We start from the raw sequence: 24,514 nt of genomic DNA, 5'->3' as shown, positions 1-24,514 counted from the left end.
CTGGGGGGCCCGAGCGGCGGTCGAGGTGTAAGAGCCATAGTGTCCCGTATGTCGGCGAGGTGGTTTGACAACTGAGCCGGTCGGGGTACCGTCTTCGGCCGCGATTGGCGCCTCTTCGGGCACGTATGGCACACTGTTCAGGTTGCTCGGTTGAGTGCCGATGCTGCGCGCCTCCCGCCGGGAGGACTGGAAGCGAGTCCCGCAGTACTCGTCGCCTCTTGTCAGAGGCGGAAGTACGGGAATCTTCCGGGAAGTGTCAGCGGGGCCCCAGCCAGGCGCTCGGTGGGTGTCTTTCCCCCACAACCCCCTTCACCAGGGAATTTCCTTAGGGAAATCTGCTGGAAGGGGCGCGACACGCCCGACCGCGTGGGTCGGAGGTGGAGTGGGGAGAGACCGCGTTCGGAAGCGATTCCGGGCGCAGCCGGCCGAGTCCCAGAGCGTTACGAGAGACAGGACTACTGAGTAGCCATGGCGGGACAGAAGATCCGCATCCGGCTCAAGGCCTACGACCACGAGGTCATCGACTCCTCGGCGAAGAAGATCGTCGAGACGGTGACGCGCACTGGTGCGTCGGTCGCGGGCCCGGTGCCGCTGCCCACTGAGAAGAACGTGTACTGCGTCATCAAGTCGCCGCACAAGTACAAGGACTCGCGCGAGCACTTCGAGATGCGCACGCACAAGCGCCTCATCGACATCCTCGACCCCACGCCGAAGACGGTTGACTCGCTCATGCGTCTCGACCTGCCGGCGGGCGTCGACATCGAGATCAAGCTCTGAGGTGACGCGCGAGATGGCTAAGAACATTAAGGGCGTCCTGGGCGAGAAGCTCGGCATGACCCAGGTCTGGGACGAGAACAACCGGGTTGTCCCGGTGACCGTCGTCAAGGCCGGGCCCTGCGTCGTCACCCAGGTCCGCACCAACGACAGCGACGGCTACGAGTCGGTCCAGATCGCCTTCGGCGAGATCGACCCGCGCAAGGTGAACAAGCCCCTCAAGGGTCACTTCGCCAAGGCCGACGTCACCCCGCGCCGCCACCTGGTGGAGCTGCGTACCGCTGACGCCAGCGAGTACACGCTCGGCCAGGAGATCACCGCTGCCGTGTTCGAGTCGGGCGTCAAGGTTGACGTCACCGGCAAGAGCAAGGGCAAGGGCTTCGCCGGTGTCATGAAGCGTCACAACTTCCGTGGCCTCGGCGCCGGGCACGGCACCCAGCGCAAGCACCGCTCCCCCGGTTCCATCGGTGGCTGCGCCACCCCGGGCCGTGTGTTCAAGGGCCTCCGCATGGCGGGCCGCATGGGCAACGAGCGGGTCACCACCCAGAACCTGACCGTCCACGCCGTTGACGCGGAGAAGGGCCTGCTCCTGATCAAGGGTGCGGTTCCTGGTCCGAACGGCGGCCTCGTCCTGGTCCGTACCGCGGCCAAGGGGGCCTGAGGTAACGATGAGCACCATTGACATCCTTTCGCCGGCAGGCGACAAGGCCGGGACCGTCGAGCTCCCCGCGGAGATCTTCGACGCGAAGGTCAGCGTTCCGCTGATCCACCAGGTCGTCGTCGCGCAGCTGGCCGCTGCCCGTCAGGGCACGCACAAGACCAAGACCCGTGGCGAGGTCCGCGGCGGTGGCAAGAAGCCGTACCGCCAGAAGGGCACCGGTCGCGCCCGTCAGGGTTCGACCCGCGCGCCGCAGTTCGCCGGTGGTGGCGTCGTGCACGGTCCCGTGCCGCGTGACTACTCGCAGCGCACCCCGAAGAAGATGAAGGCCGCCGCCCTGCGTGGTGCCCTCTCGGACCGCGCGCGTCACTCCCGCATCCACGTCGTCTCCGACGTGGTCGAGGGTGCGGCGTCCACCAAGGCCGCCAAGAGCCTGTTCGGCAAGATCAGCGAGCGGAAGAACCTGCTCCTGGTCGTCGAGCGCTCCAACGAGGCCGCGTGGCTGTCCGCCCGCAACCTGCCCCAGGTTCACATCCTGGAGCCGGGCCAGCTGAACACGTACGACGTGCTCGTCTCCGACGACGTGGTCTTCACCCAGGCCGCCTTCGAGTCCTTCGTGTCTGGCCCCAAGGCCGTTGAGACCGAAGGGAGCGAGGCCTGATGACTGAGGCCGTCGTCACCAGCAAGACGTTCTCGGACCCGCGCGACCTCCTGGTCAAGCCGGTTGTCTCCGAGAAGAGCTACGCGCTGCTGGACGAGAACAAGTACACGTTCATCGTCGACCCGCGCGCCAACAAGACCCAGATCAAGCAGGCCGTCGAGGCGGTCTTCTCGGTCAAGGTCACCGGGGTCAACACGATCAACCGTCAGGGTAAGCGCAAGCGCACCAAGACCGGTTTCGGCAAGCGCGCCAACACCAAGCGCGCCATCGTGACCCTCGCCGAGGGCGACCGTATCGACATCTTCGGCGGCCCGGTCTCCTAACCAGGAGTCCGAGTCGTCCGGAATCGGACGAGGACTGAGAAATGGGTATCCGCAAGTACAAGCCGACGACCCCGGGCCGTCGTGGCTCCAGCGTCGCCGACTTTGTCGAGATCACGCGGTCCACGCCGGAGAAGTCGCTGGTCCGCCCCCTGCACAGCAAGGGCGGCCGTAACAACGCCGGTCGTGTGACCGTTCGCCACCAGGGTGGTGGCCACAAGCGCGCCTACCGCGTGATCGACTTCCGTCGTCACGACAAGGACGGCGTGCCGGCCAAGGTCGCTCACATCGAGTACGACCCGAACCGCACCGCTCGCATCGCGCTGCTGCACTACGCAGACGGCGAGAAGCGCTACATCATCGCCCCGGCCAAGCTGAGCCAGGGCGACCGGATTGAGAACGGCCCCGGCGCCGACATCAAGCCGGGCAACAACCTCCCGCTCCGCAACATCCCGGTCGGTACCACGATCCACGCGATCGAGCTCCGTCCCGGTGGTGGCGCCAAGTTCGCCCGCTCTGCCGGTTCCTCCGTGCAGCTGCTGGCGAAGGAGGGCCAGTACGCCCACCTGCGTATGCCGTCGGGCGAGGTCCGCCTGGTCGACGTCCGCTGCCGCGCCACGGTCGGCGAGGTCGGCAACGCCGAGCAGTCGAACATCAACTGGGGCAAGGCCGGCCGCATGCGCTGGAAGGGCGTCCGCCCGACCGTCCGCGGTGTCGCGATGAACCCGGTTGACCACCCGCACGGTGGTGGTGAGGGCAAGACCTCCGGTGGTCGCCACCCGGTCTCCCCGTGGGGTCAGAAGGAGGGTCGTACTCGTTCTCCCAAGAAGGCGAGCAACAAGTACATCGTCCGCCGCCGCAAGACGAACAAGAAGCGCTAGGAGCGGGTTTAGATGCCGCGTAGTCTCAAGAAGGGACCCTTCGTCGACGGACACCTCATCAAGAAGGTGGACGCTCAGAACGAGGCTGGTACCAAGAACGTCATCAAGACCTGGTCCCGTCGCTCCATGATCGTGCCGGCCATGCTCGGCCACACGCTCGCGGTGCACAACGGCAAGACGCACGTCCCGGTGTTCGTCACCGAGTCGATGGTCGGCCACAAGCTCGGCGAGTTCTCGCCGACCCGCACCTTCCGCGGCCACGTCAAGGACGACCGCAAGTCGAAGCGCCGCTAAGCGGGGTGCGAACGACTATGACTGACACCGAAGGGACAACCATGGAAGCCAGGGCCCAGGCGCGGTACATCCGCGTCACGCCCATGAAGGCCCGCCGCGTGGTGGACCTCATCCGTGGCATGGACGCCACGGAGGCTCAGGCGGTCCTGCGTTTCGCCCCGCAGGCCGCGAGCGTGCCGGTGGGCAAGGTGCTGGACAGCGCCATTGCCAACGCCGCGCACAACTACGACCACACGGACGCTTCGTCGCTGTACATCAGCGAGGCGTTCGTGGACGAGGGCCCGACCCTGAAGCGGTTCCGTCCGCGCGCCCAGGGCCGTGCCTACCGGATCCGCAAGCGGACCAGCCACATCACCGTGGTCGTCAGCAGCAAGGAAGGAACCCGGTAATGGGCCAGAAGGTTAACCCGCACGGGTTCCGGCTCGGCATCACCACGGACTTCAAGTCCCGCTGGTACGCCGACAAGCTGTACAAGGACTACGTCAAGGAAGACGTTGCCATTCGTCGCATGATGACGAAGGGCATGGAGCGCGCCGGTATCTCGAAGGTTGAGATCGAGCGCACCCGCGACCGCGTCCGCGTTGACATCCACACCGCCCGCCCGGGCATCGTCATCGGTCGCCGTGGCGCCGAGGCCGACCGCATCCGTGGCGAGCTGGAGAAGCTGACCGGCAAGCAGGTCCAGCTGAACATCCTCGAGGTCAAGAACCCCGAGGTCGACGCTCAGCTGGTGGCCCAGGCCGTCGCCGAGCAGCTGTCCTCCCGCGTCTCCTTCCGTCGCGCCATGCGTAAGAGCATGCAGTCGACGATGAAGGCCGGCGCCAAGGGCATCAAGATCCAGTGCGGTGGCCGTCTCGGCGGCGCCGAGATGTCCCGCTCGGAGTTCTACCGCGAGGGCCGTGTGCCCCTGCACACGCTCCGTGCGAACGTCGACTACGGCTTCTTCGAGGCCAAGACCACCTTCGGCCGCATCGGCGTGAAGGTCTGGATCTACAAGGGCGACGTCAAGAACATCGCCGAGGTCCGCGCCGAGAACGCCGCGGCGCGTGCGGGCAACCGCCCGTCCCGTGGCGCCGGCGAGCGCCCGGCCCGTGGTGGCCGTGGCGGCGAGCGTGGCGGCCGCGGCCGCAAGCCGCAGCAGAACGCCGCTGCCGAGGCCCCCAAGGCCGAGGCCGCTGCCGCTGCTCCGGCTGAGTCCACCGGAACGGAGGCCTGACCGACATGCTGATCCCTCGCAGGGTCAAGCACCGCAAGCAGCACCACCCCAAGCGGAACGGCATGGCCAAGGGTGGCACCGAGCTCGCCTTCGGTGAGTACGGCATCCAGGCCCTGACCCCGGCCTACGTGACGAACCGTCAGATCGAGTCCGCTCGTATCGCCATGACGCGTCACATCAAGCGTGGCGGCAAGGTGTGGATCAACATCTACCCGGACCGTCCGCTGACCAAGAAGCCGGCCGAAACCCGCATGGGTTCCGGTAAGGGTTCTCCGGAGTGGTGGATCGCGAACGTCAAGCCCGGTCGGGTGATGTTCGAGCTGTCCTTCCCGAACGAAAAGGTCGCTAAGGAGGCGCTCACCCGCGCCGCCCACAAGCTTCCGATGAAGTGCCGCATTGTTCGGCGCGAGGCAGGTGAGTCGTGATGGCCGCTGGTATCAAGGCGACCGAGCTGCGTGAGCTGAACGACGAGGACCTCGTCGCGAAGCTCCGTGAGGCCAAGGAAGAGCTGTTCAACCTCCGCTTCCAGGCGGCGACCGGGCAGCTTGAGAACCACGGTCGGCTCAAGTCCGTCCGTAAGGACATCGCCCGGATCTACACCCTGATGCGCGAGCGTGAGCTGGGCATCGAGACGGTGGAGAGCGCCTGATGAGCGAGAAGAATGTGACTGAGACGAACGACCGCGGTTTCCGCAAGACCCGTGAGGGTCTCGTCGTCAGCGACAAGATGGACAAGACCGTCGTCGTCGCCGTCGAGGACCGCGTCAAGCACGCGCTGTACGGCAAGGTCATCCGCCGTACGAACAAGCTCAAGGCGCACGACGAGCAGAACGCTGCCGGCGTCGGCGACCGCGTCCTCCTGATGGAGACGCGTCCGCTGTCGGCGAGCAAGCGCTGGCGCGTCGTCGAGATCCTCGAGAAGGCCAAGTAATTTCTGAGGGGTTTCCCTCGGATAAGTTCCGCCAGGCTCGGCGTGGGGTCCTCACCTCGGTGAGGCCCCCCGCCGGGAACCGGCAGACGATCAGGAGATAGACGTGATCCAGCAGGAGTCGCGACTTCGGGTCGCCGACAACACTGGTGCCAAGGAGATCCTTTGCATCCGTGTTCTCGGTGGTTCGGGTCGCCGCTACGCGGGCATCGGTGACGTCATCGTTGCCACCGTCAAGGACGCGATCCCCGGTGGCAACGTGAAGAAGGGTGACGTCATCAAGGCCGTCATCGTTCGCACCGTCAAGGAGCGCCGCCGTCCGGATGGCTCGTACATCCGTTTCGACGAGAACGCCGCTGTCGTTCTCAAGAACGACGGTGACCCCCGCGGCACCCGTATCTTCGGCCCCGTGGGCCGAGAGCTGCGCGAGAAGAAGTTCATGAAGATCGTCTCGCTCGCGCCGGAGGTGCTGTAACCGATGAAGATCAAGAAGGGCGACCTGGTCCAGGTCATCACCGGTAAGGACAAGGGCAAGCAGGGCAAGGTCATCCAGGCCTTCCCCGCTGAGGACCGTGTTCTCGTCGAGGGTGTCAACCGGGTCAAGAAGCACACCAAGGCCGGCCAGACCGCCCGTGGTTCCAAGACCGGTGGCATTGTCACGACCGAGGCCCCGATCCACGTGAGCAACGTTCAGCTCATCGTGGAGAAGGACGGCAAGAAGGTCGTCACCCGCGTCGGTTACCGCTTCGACGACAACGGCAACAAGATCCGCGTTGCCAAGCGCACCGGTGAGGACATCTGATGACTGCCACCACCAACGCGCCGCGTCTCAAGCTGCGCTACCGCGAAGAGATCGTCGGCAAGCTGCGTGAGGAGTTCTCGTACGAGAACGTCATGCAGGTTCCCGGCCTCACCAAGATCGTGGTCAACATGGGTGTGGGCGACGCCGCCCGCGACTCCAAGCTGATCGAGGGCGCCATCCGCGACCTCACCACGATCACGGGCCAGAAGCCCGCCGTCACCAAGGCTCGCAAGTCCATCGCGCAGTTCAAGCTGCGTGAGGGCCAGCCGATCGGCGCCCACGTCACCCTCCGTGGTGACCGCATGTGGGAGTTCCTGGACCGCACCCTGTCGCTCGCGCTCCCGCGCATCCGCGACTTCCGTGGTCTGTCCCCGAAGCAGTTCGATGGTCGGGGCAACTACACCTTCGGTCTCACGGAGCAGGTCATGTTCCACGAGATCGACCAGGACAAGATCGACCGCGTCCGGGGTATGGACATCACCGTGGTGACCACGGCGACCAACGACGACGAGGGCCGCGCCCTCCTTCGTCACCTCGGCTTCCCGTTCAAGGAGGCGTAAGCGAGATGGCGAAGAAGTCTCTTATTGCCAAGGCTGCTCGCAAGCCCAAGTTCGGTGTGCGCGCGTACACCCGCTGCCAGCGCTGCGGCCGCCCGCACTCCGTGTACCGCAAGTTCGGCCTCTGCCGCGTGTGCCTTCGTGAGATGGCTCACCGTGGCGAGCTGCCGGGCGTGACCAAGAGCTCCTGGTAACAACCCACTTGGGTTGACCAGGGCTCTCGGTAAGCATCAAGGACGGTGGGGCCCGATCCTTCACTCGCGTAGAGTTGAAGGGTTGGGTGCCCGCCGCCCATGACCGTCTTACTACGCCGTAGGTCCCCGCGCCGCACCCGCCCCGACCCTGTTCGGGGAGAGGGATGGCGCAGATAGGAAACCACGGCGAGAGAGGCCGAAGGCCAAACATGACCATGACCGATCCGATCGCAGACATGCTGACCCGTCTGCGGAACGCGAACTCGGCTTACCACGACTCCGTGGCCATGCCCCACAGCAAGATCAAGGCGCACATCGCCGAGATCCTGCAGCAGGAGGGCTACATCGCCGGCTGGAAGGTCGAGGACGCCGAGGTCGGCAAGAGCCTCGTCATCGACCTGAAGTTCGGTCCGAACCGCGAGCGCTCGATCGCCGGGATCAAGCGCATCTCGAAGCCGGGCCTGCGTGTCTACGCAAAGTCCACCAACCTGCCGAAGGTCCTCGGCGGCCTGGGCGTGGCGATCATCTCCACGTCCCACGGTCTCCTGACCGGCCAGCAGGCCAGCAAGAAGGGCGTGGGTGGGGAAGTCCTCGCCTACGTCTGGTAACCAGGGAACGGAGGAATAGCCAATGTCGCGTATTGGACGGCTGCCCATCCAGGTTCCCGCTGGTGTGGACGTCACCATCGATGGCCGCACGGTGCACGTGAAGGGTCCCAAGGGCTCCCTCACGCACGCCGTTGCCGCGCCCATCGAGATCGCTAAGGCCGAGGACGGCACCCTTGTCGTCTCTCGTCCGAACGACGAGCGTCAGAACAAGGCCCTGCACGGCCTGTCCCGCACGCTGGTGGCGAACATGATCACCGGCGTGACCGCGGGCTACAGCAAGGCTCTTGAGATCAGCGGTGTCGGTTACCGCGTCCAGGCGAAGGGCTCCAACCTGGAGTTCTCCCTGGGCTACAGCCACCCGATTCTGATCGAGGCCCCCGAGGGCATCACCTTCAAGGTCGAGTCCCCCACCAAGCTCAGCGTCGAGGGCATCGACAAGCAGAAGGTCGGCGAGGTTGCCGCCAACATCCGCAAGCTTCGCAAGCCCGACCCCTACAAGGCCAAGGGCGTGAAGTACGCGGGTGAGGTCATCCGCCGCAAGGTCGGAAAGGCTGGTAAGTAAGCCATGGCATACGGTGTGAAGATCGCCAAGGGCGATGCTTACAAGCGCGCCGCCAAGCAGCGCCGCCACATCCGCATCCGCAAGAACATGTCGGGTACGGCCGAGCGTCCGCGTCTGGTCGTGACGCGCTCGAACCGTGGCATCACCGCCCAGGTCATCGACGACATCAAGGGTCACACCCTGGCGTCGGCGTCCCACCTGGACGCGTCGATCCGCGGTGGCGAGGGCGACAAGAGCGCCCAGGCCACGAAGGTGGGCGCCCTGGTCGCCGAGCGTGCCAAGGCCGCCGGCGTCGAGGCCGTCGTGTTCGACCGCGGTGGCAACCAGTACGCCGGGCGCATTGCCGCTCTGGCGGACGCCGCCCGCGAAGCCGGGCTGAAGTTCTAAGCCCCGGTTCCGGAGCTAGCGGACGTAACAGAGAGAGGTAAATCCAATGGCTGGACCCCAGCGCCGCGGAAGCGGTGCCGGTGGCGGCGAGCGGCGGGACCGGAAGGGTCGCGACGGTGGCGCTGCCGCCGAGAAGACCGCGTACGTTGAGCGCGTAGTCGCGATCAACCGCGTCGCCAAGGTTGTCAAGGGTGGTCGTCGCTTCAGCTTCACCGCGCTCGTCGTGGTGGGTGACGGTGACGGCACCGTGGGTGTCGGTTACGGCAAGGCCAAGGAAGTTCCGGCTGCCATCGCCAAGGGCGTGGAAGAGGCCAAGAAGAACTTCTTCAAGGTCCCCCGTATCCAGGGCACCATCCCGCACCCGATCCAGGGCGAGAAGGCCGCGGGCGTCGTCCTGCTCAAGCCGGCTTCCCCCGGTACCGGTGTTATCGCCGGTGGCCCGGTGCGTGCCGTGCTCGAGTGCGCCGGCGTTCACGACATCCTGTCGAAGTCGCTCGGTTCTTCGAACCCGATCAACATCGTGCACGCCACGGTGACGGCCCTCCAGGGACTCTCCCGTCCCGAGGAGATCGCCGCCCGTCGTGGCCTGCCGCTGGAGGACGTGGCTCCCGCCGCTCTGCTGCGGGCGCGTGCAGGGGCGGGTGCGTAATGGCTCGCCTCAAGGTCACGCAGGTCAAGTCCTACATCGGTAGCAAGCAGAACCACCGCGACACCCTGCGTTCGCTTGGTCTCAAGAAGATCAACGACGTGGTTGTCAAGGAGGACCGTCCCGAGATCCGCGGCATGGTGCAGACCGTCCGCCACCTCGTGACGGTTGAGGAGGTCGACTGACATGGCGGAGCAGAACCCGCTGAAGGTCCACAACCTCCGTCCTGCCCCGGGCGCCAAGACCGCCAAGACCCGTGTGGGTCGTGGTGAGGCGTCCAAGGGTAAGACCGCAGGTCGTGGTACCAAGGGCACCAAGGCCCGTTACCAGGTTCCGCAGCGCTTCGAGGGTGGGCAGATGCCCCTCCACATGCGCCTGCCGAAGCTCAAGGGCTTCAAGAACCCGTTCCGCACCGAGTTCCAGGTCGTGAACCTGGACAAGCTGGCCGCGCTCTACCCGCAGGGTGGCGAGGTCACGGTGGCCGACCTGGTCGCCAAGGGTGCGGTTCGCAAGAACCAGCTCGTCAAGGTCCTGGGCCAGGGCGAGATCTCCGTGGCGCTGCAGGTGACGGTTGACGCCGTCTCCGGCTCCGCCAAGGAGAAGATTGCCGCTGCCGGCGGCACCGTCACCGAGCTCGTCTGAGCTCGTTGAACTGACAACCGGGGATGTCCCAAAAGGGGCATCCCCGGTTGGTCGTTCCAAGGGGGGCACGGTCGCCGGTAAGGTGGCGTGCACTGTTAACCTCCGCGCGGCCTGTGTCCGCGCGGATTTTGACTGATAAGTATTCGTCGATCCTCAAGACCGTCACCTCTCGCGTGGCAACGTGAGAGGCGCAGGAGGCACCGTGCTCACCGCGTTCGCCCGGGCGTTCAAGACGCCCGACCTGCGCAAGAAGCTGCTGTTCACGCTGGGCATCATGGTGCTCTTCCGACTCGGTGCGCATGTGCCGGTGCCGGGAGTCGACTACCGCAATGTCCAGATGTGCATGGACCAGACCAAGAGTGGTCAGGGCCTCTTCGGCCTCGTGAACATGTTCAGTGGTGGCGCGCTGCTGCAGATCACGATCTTTGCGCTCGGGATCATGCCGTACATCACGGCGAGCATCATCCTGCAGCTCCTGACCGTCGTCATTCCACGGCTGGAAGCCCTCAAGAAGGAGGGGCAGTCGGGACAGGCAAAGATCACGCAGTACACGCGCTATCTGACCGTGGCTCTTGCGATCCTTCAGGGCACCGGCCTGGTCGCCACGGCCCGCAGCGGTGCCTTGTTCGGGGGCTGCACCGTCGGGAACCAGATCGTTCCCAACCAGTCGATCTTCACCACCGTCGTCATGGTCATCACCATGACCGCCGGTACCGCGCTGATCATGTGGCTCGGTGAGCTCATCACCGACCGCGGCATCGGCAACGGCATGTCGATCCTGATGTTCACCTCCATCGCCGCCGGTTTCCCGAGCTCCCTCTGGGCGATCAAGCTCCAGGGCAGCCTGATGGGCGGTTGGCTGGAGTTCTCCCTGGTCATCCTGTGCGGCCTCGCGATGGTCGCGCTCGTCGTCTTCGTCGAGCAGGCCCAGCGCCGGATCCCCGTGCAGTACGCCAAGCGCATGATCGGCCGCCGTTCCTACGGCGGTACGTCCACCTACATCCCGCTCAAGGTGAACCAGGCGGGCGTGATCCCCGTCATCTTCGCCTCGTCGCTGCTCTACATTCCGGCGCTGCTCGTGCAGTTCACCGGCTCCAAGGCGGGCTGGGCGAACTGGATCAACGCCAATCTGGTCAAGGGTGACCACCCGATCTACATGGCCACCTACTTCCTGCTGATCGTTTTCTTCGCCTTCTTCTACGTCGCCATCTCCTTCAACCCCGAAGAAGTTGCCGACAACATGAAGAAGTATGGTGGGTTCATCCCGGGCATCCGGGCGGGTCGTCCCACCGCGGAGTACCTGAGCTACGTGCTGAACCGCATCACGTGGCCGGGGTCTCTCTACCTGGGCCTGATCGCCCTGGTGCCCACGGTGGCACTGGTCACACTCAACGCGAACCAGAACTTCCCGTTCGGGGGAACCAGCATCCTGATCATCGTGGGTGTCGGTCTGGAGACTGTGAAGCAGATCGAGAGCCAGCTTCAGCAGCGCAACTACGAAGGGTTCCTCCGCTGATGCGAATCGTCCTCGTCGGGCCGCCCGGCGCCGGCAAGGGTACGCAGGCCGCGTACCTCGCCAAGAACCTCGCGATCCCGCACATCTCGACGGGCGACCTTTTCCGGGCGAACATCAGCCAGGGCACGCCCCTGGGCCAGAAGGCCCAGGAGTACATGCGGGCCGGCCAGCTCGTGCCGGACGAGGTCACCATCGGCATGGCCAAGGACCGCATGGGCAAGGAGGACGCCGCCGGCGGCTTCCTGCTCGACGGCTTCCCGCGCAACCTGGCCCAGGCCGAGGCGCTGGACGCCATCCTCAAGGACGACGACCTCAAGCTCGACGCCGTCCTGGACCTGGAGGTCCCGGAGGACGAGGTCGTCAAGCGGATCGCCGGTCGCCGGATGTGCCGCAAGGACAGCAGCCACATCTTCCACGTGATCTACAACCCCCCGAAGACCGAGGGTGTGTGCGACGCGTGCGGCGGTGAGCTGTACCAGCGCGAGGACGACCGCGAGGAGACCGTCCGCAAGCGGCTGGAGGTCTACCACACGGAGACCGAGCCGATCATCGACTACTACAAGGCCCAGGGCCTCGTGGTGACGATCCCGGCCCTCGGCAAGGTCGCCGAGGTGACGGAGCGGGCGATGGCCGCGCTGGAGCGCGAAGCCGCCTGACATGGCACGTACTACGGCCGCGGTGCCCTTCGGGGCACCGCGGCCGTAGTGTTTGTTTGAGCATTTGGACCGTAAGACCCAGGAAGGCATCCCATGGTCGAGATCAAGACCGCCGAGCAGATCGCGAAGATGCGCGAGGCCGGCCTGGTCGTCGCCGCCGTGCACGCGGCCACCCGGGAGGCGGCCGTGCCCGGTGCCACGACCAAGGACCTGGACGACGTCGCCAGCAAGGTGATCGCCGAGCACGGCGCGAAGTCGAACTTCCTCGGGTACGGCGGTTTCCCCGCCACCATCTGCACCTCGGTGAACGAGGTCGTCGTCCACGGCATCCCGGACACGAAGACCGTCCTCAAGGACGGCGACATCATCTCCATCGACGCCGGCGCCATCATCGACGGCTGGCACGGTGACGCGGCCTTCACGGCCTTCGTGGGCACCGGTCACGCTCCGGAGCTCATCGAGCTCTCCCGGGTGACCGAGGAGTCCATGTGGGCCGGCATCGCGGCCGTGAAGAACGGCAACCGCCTGGTGGACATCTCCAGGGCCATCGAGGGCTACATCCGCCGCCAGCCCCGCCCGGCGAGCGGCAAGTACGGGATCATCGAGGACTACGGCGGCCACGGCATCGGCTCCGAGATGCACATGGACCCGCACCTGCTGAACTACGTCTCGCGCAAGCGCGGCAAGGGCCCCAAGCTCGTCCCCGGCTTCTGCATCGCCATCGAGCCCATGGTGAGCCTCGGCACGGCCCGTACGCACGTCCTGGAGGACGACTGGACGGTCCTCACGGACGACATGTCCTGGTCCTCCCACTGGGAGCACTCCGTCGCTCTGACGGAGGAAGGTCCGCTGGTTCTGACGGCGGTCGACGGTGGCAAGGCGAAGCTGGCGGAATACGGGGTCGTCGCGGCCCCGGACCCGCTCGCCTGAAGCGCCGCATAAGGATCACTGCGGCTGGGCAGTCACCCCTGGATTAGTCTTTCGGGTTGCCCTGACGTAGACTGACGCGTCGGCTCTCGTGTATCCGCATGCCTTCGTACCGATGGCACGCACATACGAGAGTTGATCAAGGTAGCCGATTCGAAAGGCGAAGCGTGGCCAAGAAGCAAGGTGCCATCGAGATCGAGGGCACCGTGATCGAGTCTCTGCCGAACGCAATGTTCAAGGTGGAGCTCCAGAACGGTCACAAGGTCCTCGCGCACATCAGCGGCAAGATGCGGATGCACTACATCCGCATCCTTCCGGATGACCGGGTCGTCGTGGAGCTCTCTCCCTACGACCTGACGCGTGGCCGGATCGTCTACCGCTACAAGTAGATCTTGTCGGCGTCCCGCTCGTACGGGGCGACGGCACTGACCCGGAGAACCTCACACCCATGAAGGTCAAGCCGAGCGTCAAGAAGATCTGCGACAAGTGCAAGGTGATCCGCCGCCACGGCCGGGTCATGGTCATCTGCGACAACCTGCGCCACAAGCAGCGCCAGGGCTGACGCAGAACCTGCACTTCGCAGTTTCTTCGCGCGACGCGAGCAAAAACGTACATACGCAGAACCCGTCCAGTGCTCACTGGCGATACCTCCGGCGGGGGCCGGGGACCCGGAACGTACCTAGTACGGCGGCCGGGATCGGTTCTGTGTCAGACCCCCGAGAACATCTGGAGCCATTGAATGGCACGCGTTTCCGGTGTTGACATCCCGCGCGACAAGCGCGTGGAGGTTGCACTCACCTACGTCTTCGGTATCGGCCGCACCCAGTCGCAGGCGACCCTCGCCGCCACCGGTGTGAACCCGAACACCCGCGTTCGTGACCTTCCCGAAGAGGACCTGGTCAAGATCCGCGAGTACGTGGACGCCAACCTCAAGACCGAGGGTGACCTCCGTCGCGAGATCCAGGCCGACATCCGCCGCAAGGTCGAGATCGGCTGCTACCAGGGTCTGCGTCACCGTCGCGGCCTGCCGGTCCACGGTCAGCGCACCAGCACGAACGCTCGTACCCGCAAGGGCCCGCGTCGCGCCATCGCCGGCAAGAAGAAGCCGGGCAAGAAGTAGTCCACAGCGGACGCTGCGGTGCTCCGGGGGGCAACCCCCGGGTCGGCCGCATTCCAGCGGTCTTCGCTGTAGGACCGACCACCTCCCTCCATCAGGAGTAAGACATGCCCCCCAAGGGTCGTCAGGGCGCTGCCAAGAAGGTGCGCCGCAAGGAAAAGAAGAACGTCGCTCACGGCCACGCGCACATCAAGAGCACGTTCAACAACACGATCGTGTCCATCACGGACCCGACCGGCAACGTGATCTCCTGGGCCTCCGCCGGCCACGTCGGCTTCAAGGGCTCGCGCAAGTCGACCCCGTTCGCCGCGCAGATGGCCGCCGAGTCCGCCGCGCGTCGTGCGCAGGAGCACGGCATGCGCAAGGTCGACGTCTTCGTCAAGGGCCCGGGTTCCGGTCGTGAGACCGCCATCCGTTCGCTCCAGGCGACCGGTCTCGAGGTCGGCTCCATCCAGGACGTCACCCCGACCCCGCACAACGGCTGCCGCCCCCCGAAGCGTCGTCGCGTCTGACGCGGCGCGGCTTCGGCTGCTGCCTTGAGGGTCTGGGCGGTACGGCTTCCCCCGCGGGGGCCGTGCCGCCCGTACCCTTGTAATACCTCGGGACATCAAATAGTGGGTGTCCATGACTGAAGGATTCATCGCATGCTGATCGCTCAGCGCCCCTCGCTGACCGAAGAGGTCGTCGACGAGTTCCGCTCCCGGTTCGTGATCGAGCCGCTGGAGCCGGGCTTCGGCTACACCCTCGGCAACTCGCTGCGCCGTACGCTCCTCTCCTCGATCCCGGGTGCGGCGGTCACGTCCATCCGCATCGACGGTGTCCTGCACGAGTTCACCACCGTGCCGGGCGTCAAGGAGGACGTCACCGACCTCATCCTGAACATCAAGCAGCTGGTCGTCTCCTCGGAGCACGACGAGCCGGTCGTGATGTACCTGCGCAAGCAGGGCCCGGGTCTGGTCACCGCCGCCGACATCGCCCCGCCGGCCGGCGTCGAGGTGCACAACCCCGACCTGGTCCTGGCGACCCTGAACGCCAAGGGCAAGCTGGAGATGGAGCTGACCGTCGAGCGCGGTCGCGGCTACGTCTCCGCCGTCCAGAACAAGCAGGTCGGCCAGGAGATCGGCCGCATCCCGGTCGACTCCATCTACTCGCCGGTCCTCAAGGTCACCTACAAGGTCGAGGCGACCCGAGTCGAGCAGCGCACCGACTTCGACAAGCTGATCGTCGACGTCGAGACCAAGCAGGCCATGCGCCCGCGCGACGCCATGGCGTCCGCCGGCAAGACCCTGGTCGAGCTGTTCGGTCTGGCCCGCGAGCTCAACATCGACGCCGAGGGCATCGACATGGGCCCGTCCCCGACGGACGCCGCCCTGGCCGCCGACCTGGCGCTGCCGATCGAGGAGCTCGAGCTCACGGTCCGCTCGTACAACTGCCTCAAGCGCGAGGGCATCCACTCCGTGGGTGAGCTCGTCGCCCGCTCCGAGGCCGACCTGCTCGACATCCGCAACTTCGGTGCGAAGTCGATCGACGAGGTCAAGGCGAAGCTGGCCGGCATGGGCCTGGCCCTCAAGGACAGCCCGCCCGGATTCGACCCGACCGCCGCCGCGGATGCCTTTGGCGCCGACGACGACGCGGACGCGGGTTTTGTGGAGACCGAGCAGTACTGATCGGACTCCGGGTGCGGGAGCGCTGTGGCTTGTCGCGCAGTTCCCCGCGCCCCCTCCGGGCTTGCCCCTTCGGGGCTTGCCCGGATCTCCGACGGGCGACCGCCCGCTCGGATACTGACTCCGGTACCTGATACGGCCGGGGCAGACTAAAGGAGAAACACCATGCCGCGTCCCACCAAGGGTGCCCGTCTGGGCGGCGGTGCCGCGCACGAGAAGCTGATGCTGGCGAACCTCGCCAAGTCGCTCTTCGAGCACGGCCGCATCACGACGACCGAGGCCAAGGCCCGCCGCCTGCGTCCGGTCGCCGAGCGCCTGATCACCAAGGCGAAGAAGGGCGACATCCACAACCGTCGCCAGGTGCTGCAGACGATCACGGACAAGGGCATCGTGCACGTGCTCTTCACCGAGATCGCGCCGCGCTTCGCCGAGCGTCCGGGTGGCTACACCCGCATCACCAAGATCGGCAACCGTCGTGGCGACAACGCCCCGATGGCCGTGATCGAGCTGGTCGAGGGCGAGATCGCCAAGAAGGCGACCGTCGCCGAGGCCGAGGCCGCCACCAAGCGTGCGGTCAAGGAGTCCGAGGCTGCTGCCGAGGCTCCGGCCGAGGAGTCGAAGGACGCCTGACGACGCTGATGCGTGTCAGTGACGGGCCCGCCCCTTTTCCGGGGGCGGGCCCGTCCCGCATTTCTGAGAGGAACACTCGGTGAGTGACGAGGTGGCGCCCGGTTTCGTCCGGGTGCGGCTGGACCTGTCGTACGACGGCAAGGACTTCTCCGGCTGGGCGAAGCAGCGCGAGGGCCAGCGCACGGTCCAGGGTGAGATCGAGAGCGCGATCCGGACCGTGACGCGGTCCAAGGAGACGTACGAGCTGACGGTCGCGGGCCGTACGGACTCGGGAGTGCACGCCCGGGGCCAGGTCGCGCACGTCGACCTGCCGGCCGAGGTGTGGGCCGAGCACGAGGAGAAGCTGCTGCGCCGGCTGGCGGGGCGGCTGTCGCACGACGTACGGGTGTGGAAGGTCGCCGAGGCGCCGGCCGGGTTCAACGCGCGTTTCTCCGCGATCTGGCGGCGCTACGCCTACCGGGTGACGGACCATCACGGCGGTGTCGATCCGCTGCTGCGCGGTCATGTGCTGTGGCACGACTGGCCGTTGGACGTCGATGCGATGAACGCGGCCTCGAAGGCACTGATCGGCGAGCACGACTTCGCCGCCTACTGCAAGCGGCGCGAGGGTGCGACGACCATTCGCACGCTGCAGCAGCTGAGTTGGGAGCGGGACGCCTCCGGCGTCATCACGGCGACCGTGCGGGCGGATGCGTTCTGCCACAACATGGTGCGGTCGCTGGTGGGTGCGCTGCTGTTCGTGGGTGACGGGCACCGGCCGGTGGACTGGCCGGGCAAGGTTCTTGCGGCGGGGGTGCGCGATTCGGCCGTGCACGTGGTGCGTCCGCACGGGCTGACCTTGGAGGAGGTCGGGTATCCGGCCGACTCCGAGCTGGCCGCGCGGAATCTTGCGGCGCGGAACAAGAGGACGCTGCCCGGCGCGGGTTGCTGCTGACGAAACGCAGGTGGGGCCCGGCGAAAGCCGGGCCCCACCTGCGTTTTCGGTTTTAAGCGGGGCAGCTGACCGCCAGGTCGCTGTTGACCGTGAAGTACGGCTTGATGCCGTCGACCTTCGGGTACAGGTCCGTCTTGTTGCGGTCGACGATGTCGCCGACGAGGCGGGCCACCTTGACCGGCTCGCCGTCCGGGGTCAGGCGCAGGGCCAGGTCCCAGACGGTGTTCTCCTCGCCGGTGCCGCGGGCGTGCCGCAGTTCGGCGTAGGGGACGGTCACCCGGAAGGCCGTGCCGTCGACGGCGGTGACCTGCGCGGTGACCTTGTCGGCCGTGTCCGCGCGGGGCGTGGCGACGAGGACGGGCTCGGTGCCGTCGGCGAACTCGGCGCCGTGCAGGGTGCCTTCGACCGTGAGGGCGGTTTCGTCCTGGCGGACGAGGCGGGCCTCCGCGTGGACGGGGCGGTTCCAGGCGCGCAGGGCGAGGAAGCCGTCGACCGTCGGGTAGGGCACCCACCAGGTGAAGGGGCCGCCGGGCAGCGGCTCCAGCTCGACCAGGCCGCGGCCCTCGGCGAGGTGGGAGACGACGCGGCGGCGGGCGCCGTCGTCGCCGCGGACGACGTGGAGGTCCCAGCGGCCCTCGCCCAGGCGCAGCTGCTTGCGGTCGAGGACGGCGGTGTACGGGTCCTTCGGGCCGGCCGGTGCCTTCAGGGGCACGCTGACGGGCTTGCCCTCCTTGCGGCGGGTGACCGTGAGGGAGAGCTTCTCGCCGGAGAGGCCCTTGCGGTCGACGGAGACGAGGATGTTGCCGTCGGCGTCGACGCGGCAGGAGGCGGTGCAGCGCAGCGGCTTGCGGACGATCTCCTTGATCGCGGCCTTCACCGGCGGGGTGGCGGGCTTGGCGACGCCGCGGCGCAGCGGGCGGAGGATCTTGCCGGCGGTGCGGCGCAGCATCTTCGTCAGCGGGACGGGCGCGGGCTTGCGCTCGGCGGTGCCGGAGCCCGCGGGGGCCGCTGCCGGGGCGGAGCCGTCGCGGACCCCGCCGAGGCTCTCGATGAGCTCCTCGTAGCGGCGGGCGATGGCGTCGGGGTGGTAGCGCTCGGCGGAGACGCGGGCGGCCTTGCCCATGGCCTGCCGCAGCTCGTCGTCCTCGATGAGCTTGAGGAGGCCCTTGGCGATGGCGTCGCTGTCGAGGTTGGTGACGAGGAGGCCGTCGTGGCCGTCCTTGATGATCTCGCCGGGGCCGTGCGGGCAGTCGGTGGCGACGACGGGGACGCCACAGTTCATGGCCTCCACGATCGTCATGCCGAAGGACTCCTCGCGGGAGGTGACGGCGGCGATGGAGCCCTTGGCCCACTCGGTCTCGATGGGGGAGTGGGGGCCCATGAGGGTGATGTGCTCGGTGAGGCCGAGCTGGTCGATCTGCTCGCGCAGCTTGGCCTGCTGGGGGCCGCGGCCGTAGATGCGCAGCTTCCAGTCGGGGCGGGCGGCGGCGACGGTGACCCAGGCCTTGACGAGGAGGTCGTAGCGCTTGACGGGGATGAGGCGGCCGGCGGCGACGACGAGCTTGGCGCTGCCGTCGGAGGGCTCGACCTCGGAGGCGGGGACGCCGTTGGGCAGCGCGACGAGCTTGGTCCTGATGCCGGGGAACTGCTCGCGGTGGGTCGCGGCGTCGGCGTCGGAGACGGCGGTGTGGGCGTCGAGGTGCGGGATGGCGCGGTCCTGGGCGGCGCGGATGTTCGGCTCGTGCGTGCCGTAGATCCGGTGCTCCTGGCCGATCCGCAGGTAGCGCTCCTGCCCGAATTCGGCCAGGTACATGACCAGGCCGGGGCGGGTGGCGACGACGACGTCGGCGTCGGTGCGGGCGAGGTGCTCGGCGACGCGCTTGTCGGTCAGGGCGCTGAAGTGGGCGCCCTTGGCCTCGACGGGCGGGATGTGGGCGCTGTCCTGCTCAAGGAGCGGGTTGTCCCGGTCGGCGCCGGTCTCGGCGCGGGTGTCGATCAGGTGGACCAGCTTCACCTTGCGGTGCAGGGGGAGCTTGGGTGTGCCACCGGTCCTGTGGATGGACACGATCTCCACGTCGTGCCGGGCGGCGAGCGCGCTGGCGACGTTGAAGGTGGAGCGGATCGTGCCGCCGATGCCGTAGGCGTTCTGCAAAAGGAAAGAGATCTTCATGGCGGTGTGTGCGCGGCGCTACGGGCGGCGCGTCCGTCCTTCCCCCAGGCCTGGGTGTGCGGGTCTCCCCTGTCGGCCGGATGCTTCGGTGGTCCGGTCCGATCCGTCGGTTAAGACCGTTGGGAGGGATTTCGGTTGCCTGTCGAGGCTACATTGTGGCTTGAGTCACGTCGCTTACGTCAAGGGTGAGATCGTTCTCCGGGTCGAAGACGGGGCGCACGGCGACGGTACCCCGCACCGGGTGTTCCAGGTCGCGTGCCGGGTGCACGTCGGTGCGTTTGCGGTCCACGCCGTCGCCCGTGAGACGGCCGAGCGGGACGGGCGGTTCCGCGGGGGCGGGGCGCAGTTCCAGGCGCCAGACGTCGTGGGCGGTGCCGCGGCGGGCGAACAGCAGCCCGTAGGGGACGGTGCAGCTCAGTCGCCGCCCGGGGAGGGCGGTGAGCGGGATCTCCACGTCGTGTGCGGCGTCCTCGGGCGATACGAGGGCGAGGCGCGATGCCGGGCCGAGGGGCGTGATGGTGCCGAGCACGGTGGCGGTCACGGTGAGGGAGTCCTCGCCGACGGCGATCCCGTCGAGCTCGGCGTGGGCGCGGCGGCGCCAGGTGCGCAGGGTCAGCGAGCCGGCGGCGGTGACGTAGGGGACCCAGGCGGTGACGTGGCCGTCCTCCTCCTGCCGCAGGGGCAGGGTCAGCAGCCGGGCCTGTTCGACGAGGTCGGCGGCTACGCGGGCGCGCTTGCGGTCGTCGGCGCGCTCGGCGAAGAAGTCCCAGCGGCCCTCGGCGAGGGTGGTGCCGGGCCGGTCGAGGACGGCGGTGAGCGGGCCCTTGCCGGTGGCGGGGCGGGTGAGGGGGATCTCGATCCGCTCGCCCTCGCCGGTGCCGTCGGTGCCGCGCAGGCGTGCCGTGAGCGTCAGCCGCTCGCCCGTGACGCCCGCGCGGGGCAGCCGGACGGCGAGGCCGCCGTCGGGCGTGGCGCGGGCGGAGGCGCGCGGGCGCAGCGGTTTCAGGGGTGCGGGCGGCGGGGCGGGCTGCTCCGCGGCGGTCGCGGGGCGGGCGGGCCGGAGGGCCTCGGCGGCCTTGCGGCGCAGGGGCCGTACGAGGCGGGCTGCGGTGCGGCGCAGGGTGGCGGGGGCGGATGCGGGGGCCGCGGCGGGTGCGGGTGCCGTGGCAGGTGCCGCCGCGGTCTCCGGCGGCAGCAGCTCCGGGCGGACCGCGCGGACGATCTCCTCGAAGCGTTCGGCGATCCGGGCGGGGGCGTAGCGCAGGGCCGAGACGCGGGCGGCCCGGCCCATGGAGCGGCGCAGCTCCTCGTCGTCGATGAGCCTGAGGAGGCCCTCGGCCACGGCGTCGGCGTCGCCGGGCGGGACGAGGAGGCCGTCCACGCCGTCCTCGATGATCTCGCGGGGGCCCTGCGGGCAGTCGGTGGCGACGACGGGGACGCCGCAGTGCATGGCTTCCACGATCGTCATGCCGAAGGACTCGAAGTCGGAGGTGACGGCGGCGATGGAGCCCTTGGCCCACTCGGTCTCGATGGGCGAGTGCGGGCCCATGAGCGCGATGTTCTCGGCGAGGCCGAGCTCGTCGATGCGGGCGCGCAGTGCCGCGCGCTCGGGGCCGCGGCCGTAGATGCGCAGGCGCCAGTCGGGGCGCTCGGCGACGACCTTGGCGAAGGCGTCGACCAGGAGGTCGTAGCGCTTGACGGGGATGAGGCGGCCGGCGGCCACGACGAGCTTGGCGGCGCCGTCGGAGGGCTCGACGTCGGCGGCCGAGACGCCGTTGGGCAGTGCCGCGATGTGCGTGCCGGCCTCCGGCAGCATCTCGCGGTGGGTCGCGGCGTCCGCCTCGGAGACGGTGGTGTGGGCGTCCAGCAGCGGGATCGCGGCGTCCTGGGCGGCGCGGACCTCCGGGTGGTGGCCGCCGTGGATGAGGTGTTCCTGGCCGATGCGCAGGAAGGTGCGGTCGGTGGCGAGGCGGGTGAGGTGGACGAGGAGGCCGGGGCGGGTGGCGACGACGACGTCGGCGTCCGTGGCCTCCAGATACTGGGCGACGCGCAGGTCGGCGAGGCGGGTGAAGGCCTTGACGTCGCGCTCGCGCGCCGGGAGGAGGGCGCTGGGCTGCTGCTGCAGCTCGTTGTCCGCCTCCGAGCCGGGGGCGTCCTTGCGGATGTCGATCAGCGAGGTGAGCCGTACGCGGCGGTCGGCGGGGAGCTTCGGGGCGTCCGCGCCGCGGTAGACGGAGACGATCTCGACGTCGTGGCGGGCGGCGAGGGCGCTCGCGAGGTTGCCGGTGGCGCGGATCGTGCCGCCGATGCCGTAGGCGTTGTGGATCAGGAAGGCGATCTTCATGAGCGTGGGCCCCCTCTCCGTCCGCGTGTGGAGTCCGCCCGTTTGTTCGGGCGAGCGAACTGTAGGGGCAGTCGCGATGCTTCCGTCAAGCGGAGCGTCGAACGGCAGTCCAGAGGGTAACCGGGTGGCCGGGCGTGGCGCGGGGACGGACCCCGCAGGCGCTGGGAGGCTGTGCCCTGTGAAGGCGATGGTGGCGGTCTCCGCGGTCGTGGCCCTCGGGCTGACGGCGGGATGCGGCGGCAGTGGCGGCGACGGCGGACTCGACGGCAACGGCGGCTCCGGCGGAGGAGGCGGCCGCGGCGGCGGACGCGGCGAGGCCAAGGACACGCGCGGTGCCGTACGGATACTGAGCTCCTCCCAGCTCAGACATGTCGAGCTGGGGCCGCGCGAGGTCCCCGGCTTCCAGATCGAGCGCGCGAGCAGCTGGGCGGCCGGCGGCGGGCGGCCCGTCGCCGACGACGCCTCCTGCCGGCCCCTCGTCGAGGCCCTCGGCTCCCGGCCCCGGCCCGCGCCGGCCGCGTCCGTCGTCAACACCTTCGCCAAGGCCGGCGAGGACCTCGACTTCGAGGGCCTCATGGGAATGATCCGCGTCTCCACCTACCGCGGCGACGGCGCCCTCTCCACCCTCGACGGGCTGCGGTCCGCCGCGGCCGGCTGCGCGGGCGGCTTCCGCATGCGCACCGGGGAGGGCGAACCCCAGGAGTTCCGGGCGGTCCGGACGCTCACGGCGCCCCGGCTGGGGGACGAGGCGGTGGCCTACCGGCTGGAGAACGCGGCGGAGCGGGCGCCGAGCCTGATCACGGTCGTGCGCTCGGGCGCCACGCTCGCGATGTTCTTCGCCACCAGCCTGTCCGACCCCGAGGACGTCGAGATCCCGCCCGAACTCGTCGACGCCCAGATCGCCAAACTCGAACGCGCGGAACAAAAGGCCCCGACCGTGCCGCCGCCCTCCTCGCCGATGGCGGTGGGGGAGGGCGGGGAGGCGGGGGACGGTGGCGACGGCGGGTGACGTGTGCCGGCCCGGGCGGTTGAGGGTGTGCTCGCGCCCTTGAATCCGCCGCGGCGGTGCGCGGCCACGATGGTGGTGTCCGGCGGTGCCGTACGGCCTCGGGTGGGTTCGGCACCGCCGGGCTGTCCGGTGGGGGCTGGGCGCCGTTGCGGCGGGGGTTTCTGCCTGCGGCAGAGAGCAGTGCAGCGCCCGTCGGCGCCACCGGGGCCTGCCGGCCCGGGCGGCGCTGCGTGGGGCAGGGCTTGCCGGCGCTGCCGGTCCGGCGCCCCGCCTACGCCTCCTTCTTGTTGCCCGGGGACGGGGTGGCCGAGGCCACTGATGCTGCTGCCTGGGAGTTTGCGCGGGCCATGATGCGGCGGAACGTGTAGCCCGCCACGTCGCGGCCCGCCTGCAGGGCGTCCTTGTCGTCGTCGGGGACGGCCTTGCCGTTCAGGTAGCCGGCCACGGTGAAGTACGCGTAGCGCCCCTCCGCATTGGCGGTCAGGCGGCAGGCCGTGGCCCGGCAGAAGGCGGGGCCGTCGCCCGGCAGGGAGGCGATGTTCCCGGTGGACTGCTCCTTGGCCTTGTCGGCCGCGGCCTTCGTGTCGAAGACGGCCACGCCGACCGTCACCGCCACCCCGTCCCGCTTGTACGTCGCCCGCATCACCTTCCGGCAGCCGTTGTCGGCGAGGACGGAGCCGAGGCCGCCCTGCGTCGCCGAGGCGCAGTCCTCGGTCGTGGCCGTGTCGACGCGGTCGTACTTGCGCTTGTCGAGGGAGGGCTTGCTGTGCGGGAAGAGCGTCTTCGTGCTGAGCGGCGCCTTGTCCTTTTCCGCGCTGGCTATGAAGTCGCGGGGATTGGGCGGAGGCGGCGGCGCGACCTGCGAGAACGACGGCTCGGGCGAGCCGGAGGAGCTCGGCAGCTTCTGCGGCGACGGCAGGCCGGAGGCGGACTTGCCGCCCTTGTGCGAACCGACGACGAGGGCCGCCACGGTGCCGGCGACGGCGACCGTGGCCAGCGCGCCGCCACCGATCAGCAGCCACTTGCGGCGCCGGCCGCGGGCCGCGGTGGTGTCGGCGAGGGCGTCCCAGTCGGGGGTCTGCGAGGCCTGGCCGGGGGCGGAGGCCCACGGTGCGGGCGGTGCGGGCGGCACGGGCTGCTGGGGCACCGGCTGAGTCTGCGGCTGCGCCTGCTGAGGCAGGGGCTGCGGCGCCGCGGGCTGCTGGGGCTGCTGGGGCTGCGGCGACAGGTCCGGCGGCGGCCCGAACTGCCCGGCCGGCGGCATCGGCGGCGGCCCCGGGGGCGGACCCGGCTGCTGGTGCGGCTGCTGCGGATCCCCCGGGGGCCCGTACGGCCCTGCCTGCCCAAAACTCATGGCGTGCATCGTAAACCGCGAAAACGGGTTGGTCGCCCCCTCGGCGAGCAGGGAGAATCCCGCC

Annotated in this window: 35 protein-coding genes; 32 read left to right on the top strand and 3 right to left on the bottom strand. The window is 68.5% G+C overall.

All coding sequences use genetic code 11. The features are described from left to right. Positions 1-468 precede the first annotated feature (468 nt). The 31 genes from rpsJ (at position 469) to truA (ending at position 17,573) form a co-directional block, all read left to right on the top strand. On the top strand, positions 469-777 hold the full coding sequence (gene rpsJ / locus AS857_RS33230; protein WP_003948644.1) for a 30S ribosomal protein S10: 309 nt from the start codon (positions 469-471) through the stop codon (positions 775-777). A gap of 13 nt (positions 778-790) precedes the next feature. Then, positions 791-1,435, top strand: a complete 645-nt coding sequence (gene rplC, locus AS857_RS33225; protein WP_030368416.1) for a 50S ribosomal protein L3 — start codon at positions 791-793, stop codon at positions 1,433-1,435. 7 nt (positions 1,436-1,442) lie between these two features. Next, a complete protein-coding gene (rplD, locus tag AS857_RS33220; RefSeq protein ID WP_058046828.1) occupies positions 1,443-2,093 on the top strand; it encodes a 50S ribosomal protein L4 in 651 nt (216 codons plus the stop codon). Continuing rightward, positions 2,093-2,416: a 50S ribosomal protein L23 gene (rplW, locus tag AS857_RS33215; protein ID WP_058046827.1), complete on the top strand. Its 324-nt coding sequence runs from the start codon at positions 2,093-2,095 to the stop codon at positions 2,414-2,416. Before rplD ends, rplW begins: the two co-directional genes overlap by 1 nt. Before the next feature lie 41 nt (positions 2,417-2,457). Next, on the top strand, positions 2,458-3,294 hold the full coding sequence (rplB, locus tag AS857_RS33210; protein WP_058046826.1) for a 50S ribosomal protein L2: 837 nt from the start codon (positions 2,458-2,460) through the stop codon (positions 3,292-3,294). Positions 3,295-3,306: 12 nt separating this feature from the next. Next, positions 3,307-3,588: a 30S ribosomal protein S19 gene (rpsS, locus tag AS857_RS33205; protein ID WP_004950443.1), complete on the top strand. Its 282-nt coding sequence runs from the start codon at positions 3,307-3,309 to the stop codon at positions 3,586-3,588. A gap of 41 nt (positions 3,589-3,629) precedes the next feature. Further along, a complete protein-coding gene (rplV, locus tag AS857_RS33200; protein WP_031012097.1) occupies positions 3,630-3,977 on the top strand; it encodes a 50S ribosomal protein L22 in 348 nt (115 codons plus the stop codon). Next, complete coding sequence (gene rpsC, locus AS857_RS33195; protein WP_058046825.1) at positions 3,977-4,804, top strand: 30S ribosomal protein S3; 828 nt, start codon at positions 3,977-3,979, stop codon at positions 4,802-4,804. The genes rplV and rpsC overlap by 1 nt, the downstream gene beginning before the upstream one ends. A gap of 5 nt (positions 4,805-4,809) precedes the next feature. Further along, positions 4,810-5,229, top strand: a complete 420-nt coding sequence (rplP, locus tag AS857_RS33190) for a 50S ribosomal protein L16 (protein ID WP_030368409.1) — start codon at positions 4,810-4,812, stop codon at positions 5,227-5,229. Further along, a complete protein-coding gene (rpmC, locus tag AS857_RS33185; protein WP_030368408.1) occupies positions 5,229-5,453 on the top strand; it encodes a 50S ribosomal protein L29 in 225 nt (74 codons plus the stop codon). Before rplP ends, rpmC begins: the two co-directional genes overlap by 1 nt. Further along, positions 5,453-5,734 carry a 30S ribosomal protein S17 gene (gene rpsQ / locus AS857_RS33180; protein ID WP_058046824.1) on the top strand — a complete coding sequence of 94 codons (282 nt, stop codon included), beginning with the start codon at positions 5,453-5,455 and terminating at the stop codon, positions 5,732-5,734. Before rpmC ends, rpsQ begins: the two co-directional genes overlap by 1 nt. A 103-nt stretch (positions 5,735-5,837) precedes the next feature. Next, positions 5,838-6,206 carry a 50S ribosomal protein L14 gene (rplN, locus tag AS857_RS33175; protein WP_030368406.1) on the top strand — a complete coding sequence of 123 codons (369 nt, stop codon included), beginning with the start codon at positions 5,838-5,840 and terminating at the stop codon, positions 6,204-6,206. Positions 6,207-6,209: 3 nt separating this feature from the next. After that, positions 6,210-6,533 carry a 50S ribosomal protein L24 gene (gene rplX, locus AS857_RS33170; protein ID WP_058046823.1) on the top strand — a complete coding sequence of 108 codons (324 nt, stop codon included), beginning with the start codon at positions 6,210-6,212 and terminating at the stop codon, positions 6,531-6,533. Continuing rightward, entirely contained in the window at positions 6,533-7,093 is a 561-nt protein-coding gene (rplE, locus tag AS857_RS33165) for a 50S ribosomal protein L5 (protein WP_030368404.1), read from the top strand. The genes rplX and rplE overlap by 1 nt, the downstream gene beginning before the upstream one ends. A 5-nt stretch (positions 7,094-7,098) precedes the next feature. Continuing rightward, on the top strand, positions 7,099-7,284 hold the full coding sequence (locus AS857_RS33160; RefSeq protein ID WP_030368403.1) for a type Z 30S ribosomal protein S14: 186 nt from the start codon (positions 7,099-7,101) through the stop codon (positions 7,282-7,284). Between the two features lie 209 nt (positions 7,285-7,493). Further along, the gene (rpsH, locus tag AS857_RS33155) at positions 7,494-7,892 is read left to right on the top strand and encodes a 30S ribosomal protein S8 (RefSeq protein WP_058046822.1); all 399 of its coding nucleotides are present in this window, start codon (positions 7,494-7,496) and stop codon (positions 7,890-7,892) included. 22 nt (positions 7,893-7,914) lie between these two features. After that, a complete protein-coding gene (rplF, locus tag AS857_RS33150) occupies positions 7,915-8,454 on the top strand; it encodes a 50S ribosomal protein L6 (RefSeq protein WP_030368401.1) in 540 nt (179 codons plus the stop codon). 3 nt (positions 8,455-8,457) lie between these two features. Next, a complete protein-coding gene (rplR, locus tag AS857_RS33145; protein WP_058046821.1) occupies positions 8,458-8,841 on the top strand; it encodes a 50S ribosomal protein L18 in 384 nt (127 codons plus the stop codon). Positions 8,842-8,887: 46 nt separating this feature from the next. Beyond that, positions 8,888-9,490, top strand: a complete 603-nt coding sequence (rpsE, locus tag AS857_RS33140; RefSeq protein WP_030368399.1) for a 30S ribosomal protein S5 — start codon at positions 8,888-8,890, stop codon at positions 9,488-9,490. Continuing rightward, positions 9,490-9,672, top strand: coding sequence for a 50S ribosomal protein L30 (rpmD, locus tag AS857_RS33135; RefSeq protein ID WP_058046820.1), 183 nt, complete (start codon positions 9,490-9,492; stop codon positions 9,670-9,672). Before rpsE ends, rpmD begins: the two co-directional genes overlap by 1 nt. A 1-nt stretch (position 9,673) precedes the next feature. Beyond that, positions 9,674-10,129 (top strand): 50S ribosomal protein L15, encoded by a 456-nt coding sequence (rplO, locus tag AS857_RS33130; protein WP_030368397.1) that lies wholly within the window; start codon positions 9,674-9,676, stop codon positions 10,127-10,129. 202 nt (positions 10,130-10,331) lie between these two features. Next, positions 10,332-11,645, top strand: coding sequence for a preprotein translocase subunit SecY (gene secY, locus AS857_RS33125; RefSeq protein WP_058046819.1), 1,314 nt, complete (start codon positions 10,332-10,334; stop codon positions 11,643-11,645). After that, complete coding sequence (locus tag AS857_RS33120; RefSeq protein ID WP_058046818.1) at positions 11,645-12,301, top strand: adenylate kinase; 657 nt, start codon at positions 11,645-11,647, stop codon at positions 12,299-12,301. The genes secY and AS857_RS33120 overlap by 1 nt, the downstream gene beginning before the upstream one ends. A gap of 93 nt (positions 12,302-12,394) precedes the next feature. Further along, positions 12,395-13,231 carry a type I methionyl aminopeptidase gene (gene map / locus AS857_RS33115; RefSeq protein WP_058046817.1) on the top strand — a complete coding sequence of 279 codons (837 nt, stop codon included), beginning with the start codon at positions 12,395-12,397 and terminating at the stop codon, positions 13,229-13,231. Positions 13,232-13,395: 164 nt separating this feature from the next. Continuing rightward, on the top strand, positions 13,396-13,617 hold the full coding sequence (gene infA / locus AS857_RS33110) for a translation initiation factor IF-1 (RefSeq protein ID WP_003956442.1): 222 nt from the start codon (positions 13,396-13,398) through the stop codon (positions 13,615-13,617). 59 nt (positions 13,618-13,676) lie between these two features. Then, complete coding sequence (rpmJ, locus tag AS857_RS33105; RefSeq protein WP_003956441.1) at positions 13,677-13,790, top strand: 50S ribosomal protein L36; 114 nt, start codon at positions 13,677-13,679, stop codon at positions 13,788-13,790. Positions 13,791-13,967: 177 nt separating this feature from the next. Then, positions 13,968-14,348 carry a 30S ribosomal protein S13 gene (gene rpsM / locus AS857_RS33100; RefSeq protein WP_030368393.1) on the top strand — a complete coding sequence of 127 codons (381 nt, stop codon included), beginning with the start codon at positions 13,968-13,970 and terminating at the stop codon, positions 14,346-14,348. A 104-nt stretch (positions 14,349-14,452) separates the two neighbouring features. Next, positions 14,453-14,857, top strand: coding sequence for a 30S ribosomal protein S11 (gene rpsK / locus AS857_RS33095; RefSeq protein ID WP_003948617.1), 405 nt, complete (start codon positions 14,453-14,455; stop codon positions 14,855-14,857). 132 nt (positions 14,858-14,989) lie between these two features. Beyond that, complete coding sequence (locus tag AS857_RS33090; protein ID WP_004946635.1) at positions 14,990-16,012, top strand: DNA-directed RNA polymerase subunit alpha; 1,023 nt, start codon at positions 14,990-14,992, stop codon at positions 16,010-16,012. Between the two features lie 162 nt (positions 16,013-16,174). Then, positions 16,175-16,639: a 50S ribosomal protein L17 gene (gene rplQ, locus AS857_RS33085; protein ID WP_030368392.1), complete on the top strand. Its 465-nt coding sequence runs from the start codon at positions 16,175-16,177 to the stop codon at positions 16,637-16,639. 79 nt (positions 16,640-16,718) lie between these two features. Continuing rightward, positions 16,719-17,573, top strand: coding sequence for a tRNA pseudouridine(38-40) synthase TruA (gene truA / locus AS857_RS33080; RefSeq protein ID WP_058046816.1), 855 nt, complete (start codon positions 16,719-16,721; stop codon positions 17,571-17,573). Between the two features lie 52 nt (positions 17,574-17,625). On the opposite strand, the gene AS857_RS33075 is transcribed toward truA, so the two are convergent. After that, positions 17,626-19,743, bottom strand: coding sequence for a glycosyltransferase family 4 protein (locus AS857_RS33075; RefSeq protein WP_058046815.1), 2,118 nt, complete (start codon positions 19,741-19,743; stop codon positions 17,626-17,628). Positions 19,744-19,891: 148 nt separating this feature from the next. After that, entirely contained in the window at positions 19,892-22,087 is a 2,196-nt protein-coding gene (locus AS857_RS33070) for a glycosyltransferase family 4 protein (RefSeq protein WP_058046814.1), read from the bottom strand. 178 nt (positions 22,088-22,265) lie between these two features. Here AS857_RS33070 and AS857_RS33065 point away from each other — a divergent pair, with 178 nt between their 5' ends. After that, positions 22,266-23,096: a hypothetical protein gene (locus tag AS857_RS33065; protein WP_058046813.1), complete on the top strand. Its 831-nt coding sequence runs from the start codon at positions 22,266-22,268 to the stop codon at positions 23,094-23,096. A gap of 271 nt (positions 23,097-23,367) precedes the next feature. Here AS857_RS33065 and AS857_RS33060 read toward each other — a convergent pair whose 3' ends face one another. Further along, positions 23,368-24,450: a hypothetical protein gene (locus tag AS857_RS33060; protein ID WP_245700598.1), complete on the bottom strand. Its 1,083-nt coding sequence runs from the start codon at positions 24,448-24,450 to the stop codon at positions 23,368-23,370. Between the last annotated feature and the right edge of the window lie 64 nt (positions 24,451-24,514).

This window comes from Streptomyces roseifaciens (assembly GCF_001445655.1).
Classification (GTDB): Bacteria; Actinomycetota; Actinomycetes; order Streptomycetales; family Streptomycetaceae; genus Streptomyces; species Streptomyces aureoversilis.
This window is presented reverse-complemented; position numbering and strand designations above follow the sequence as displayed.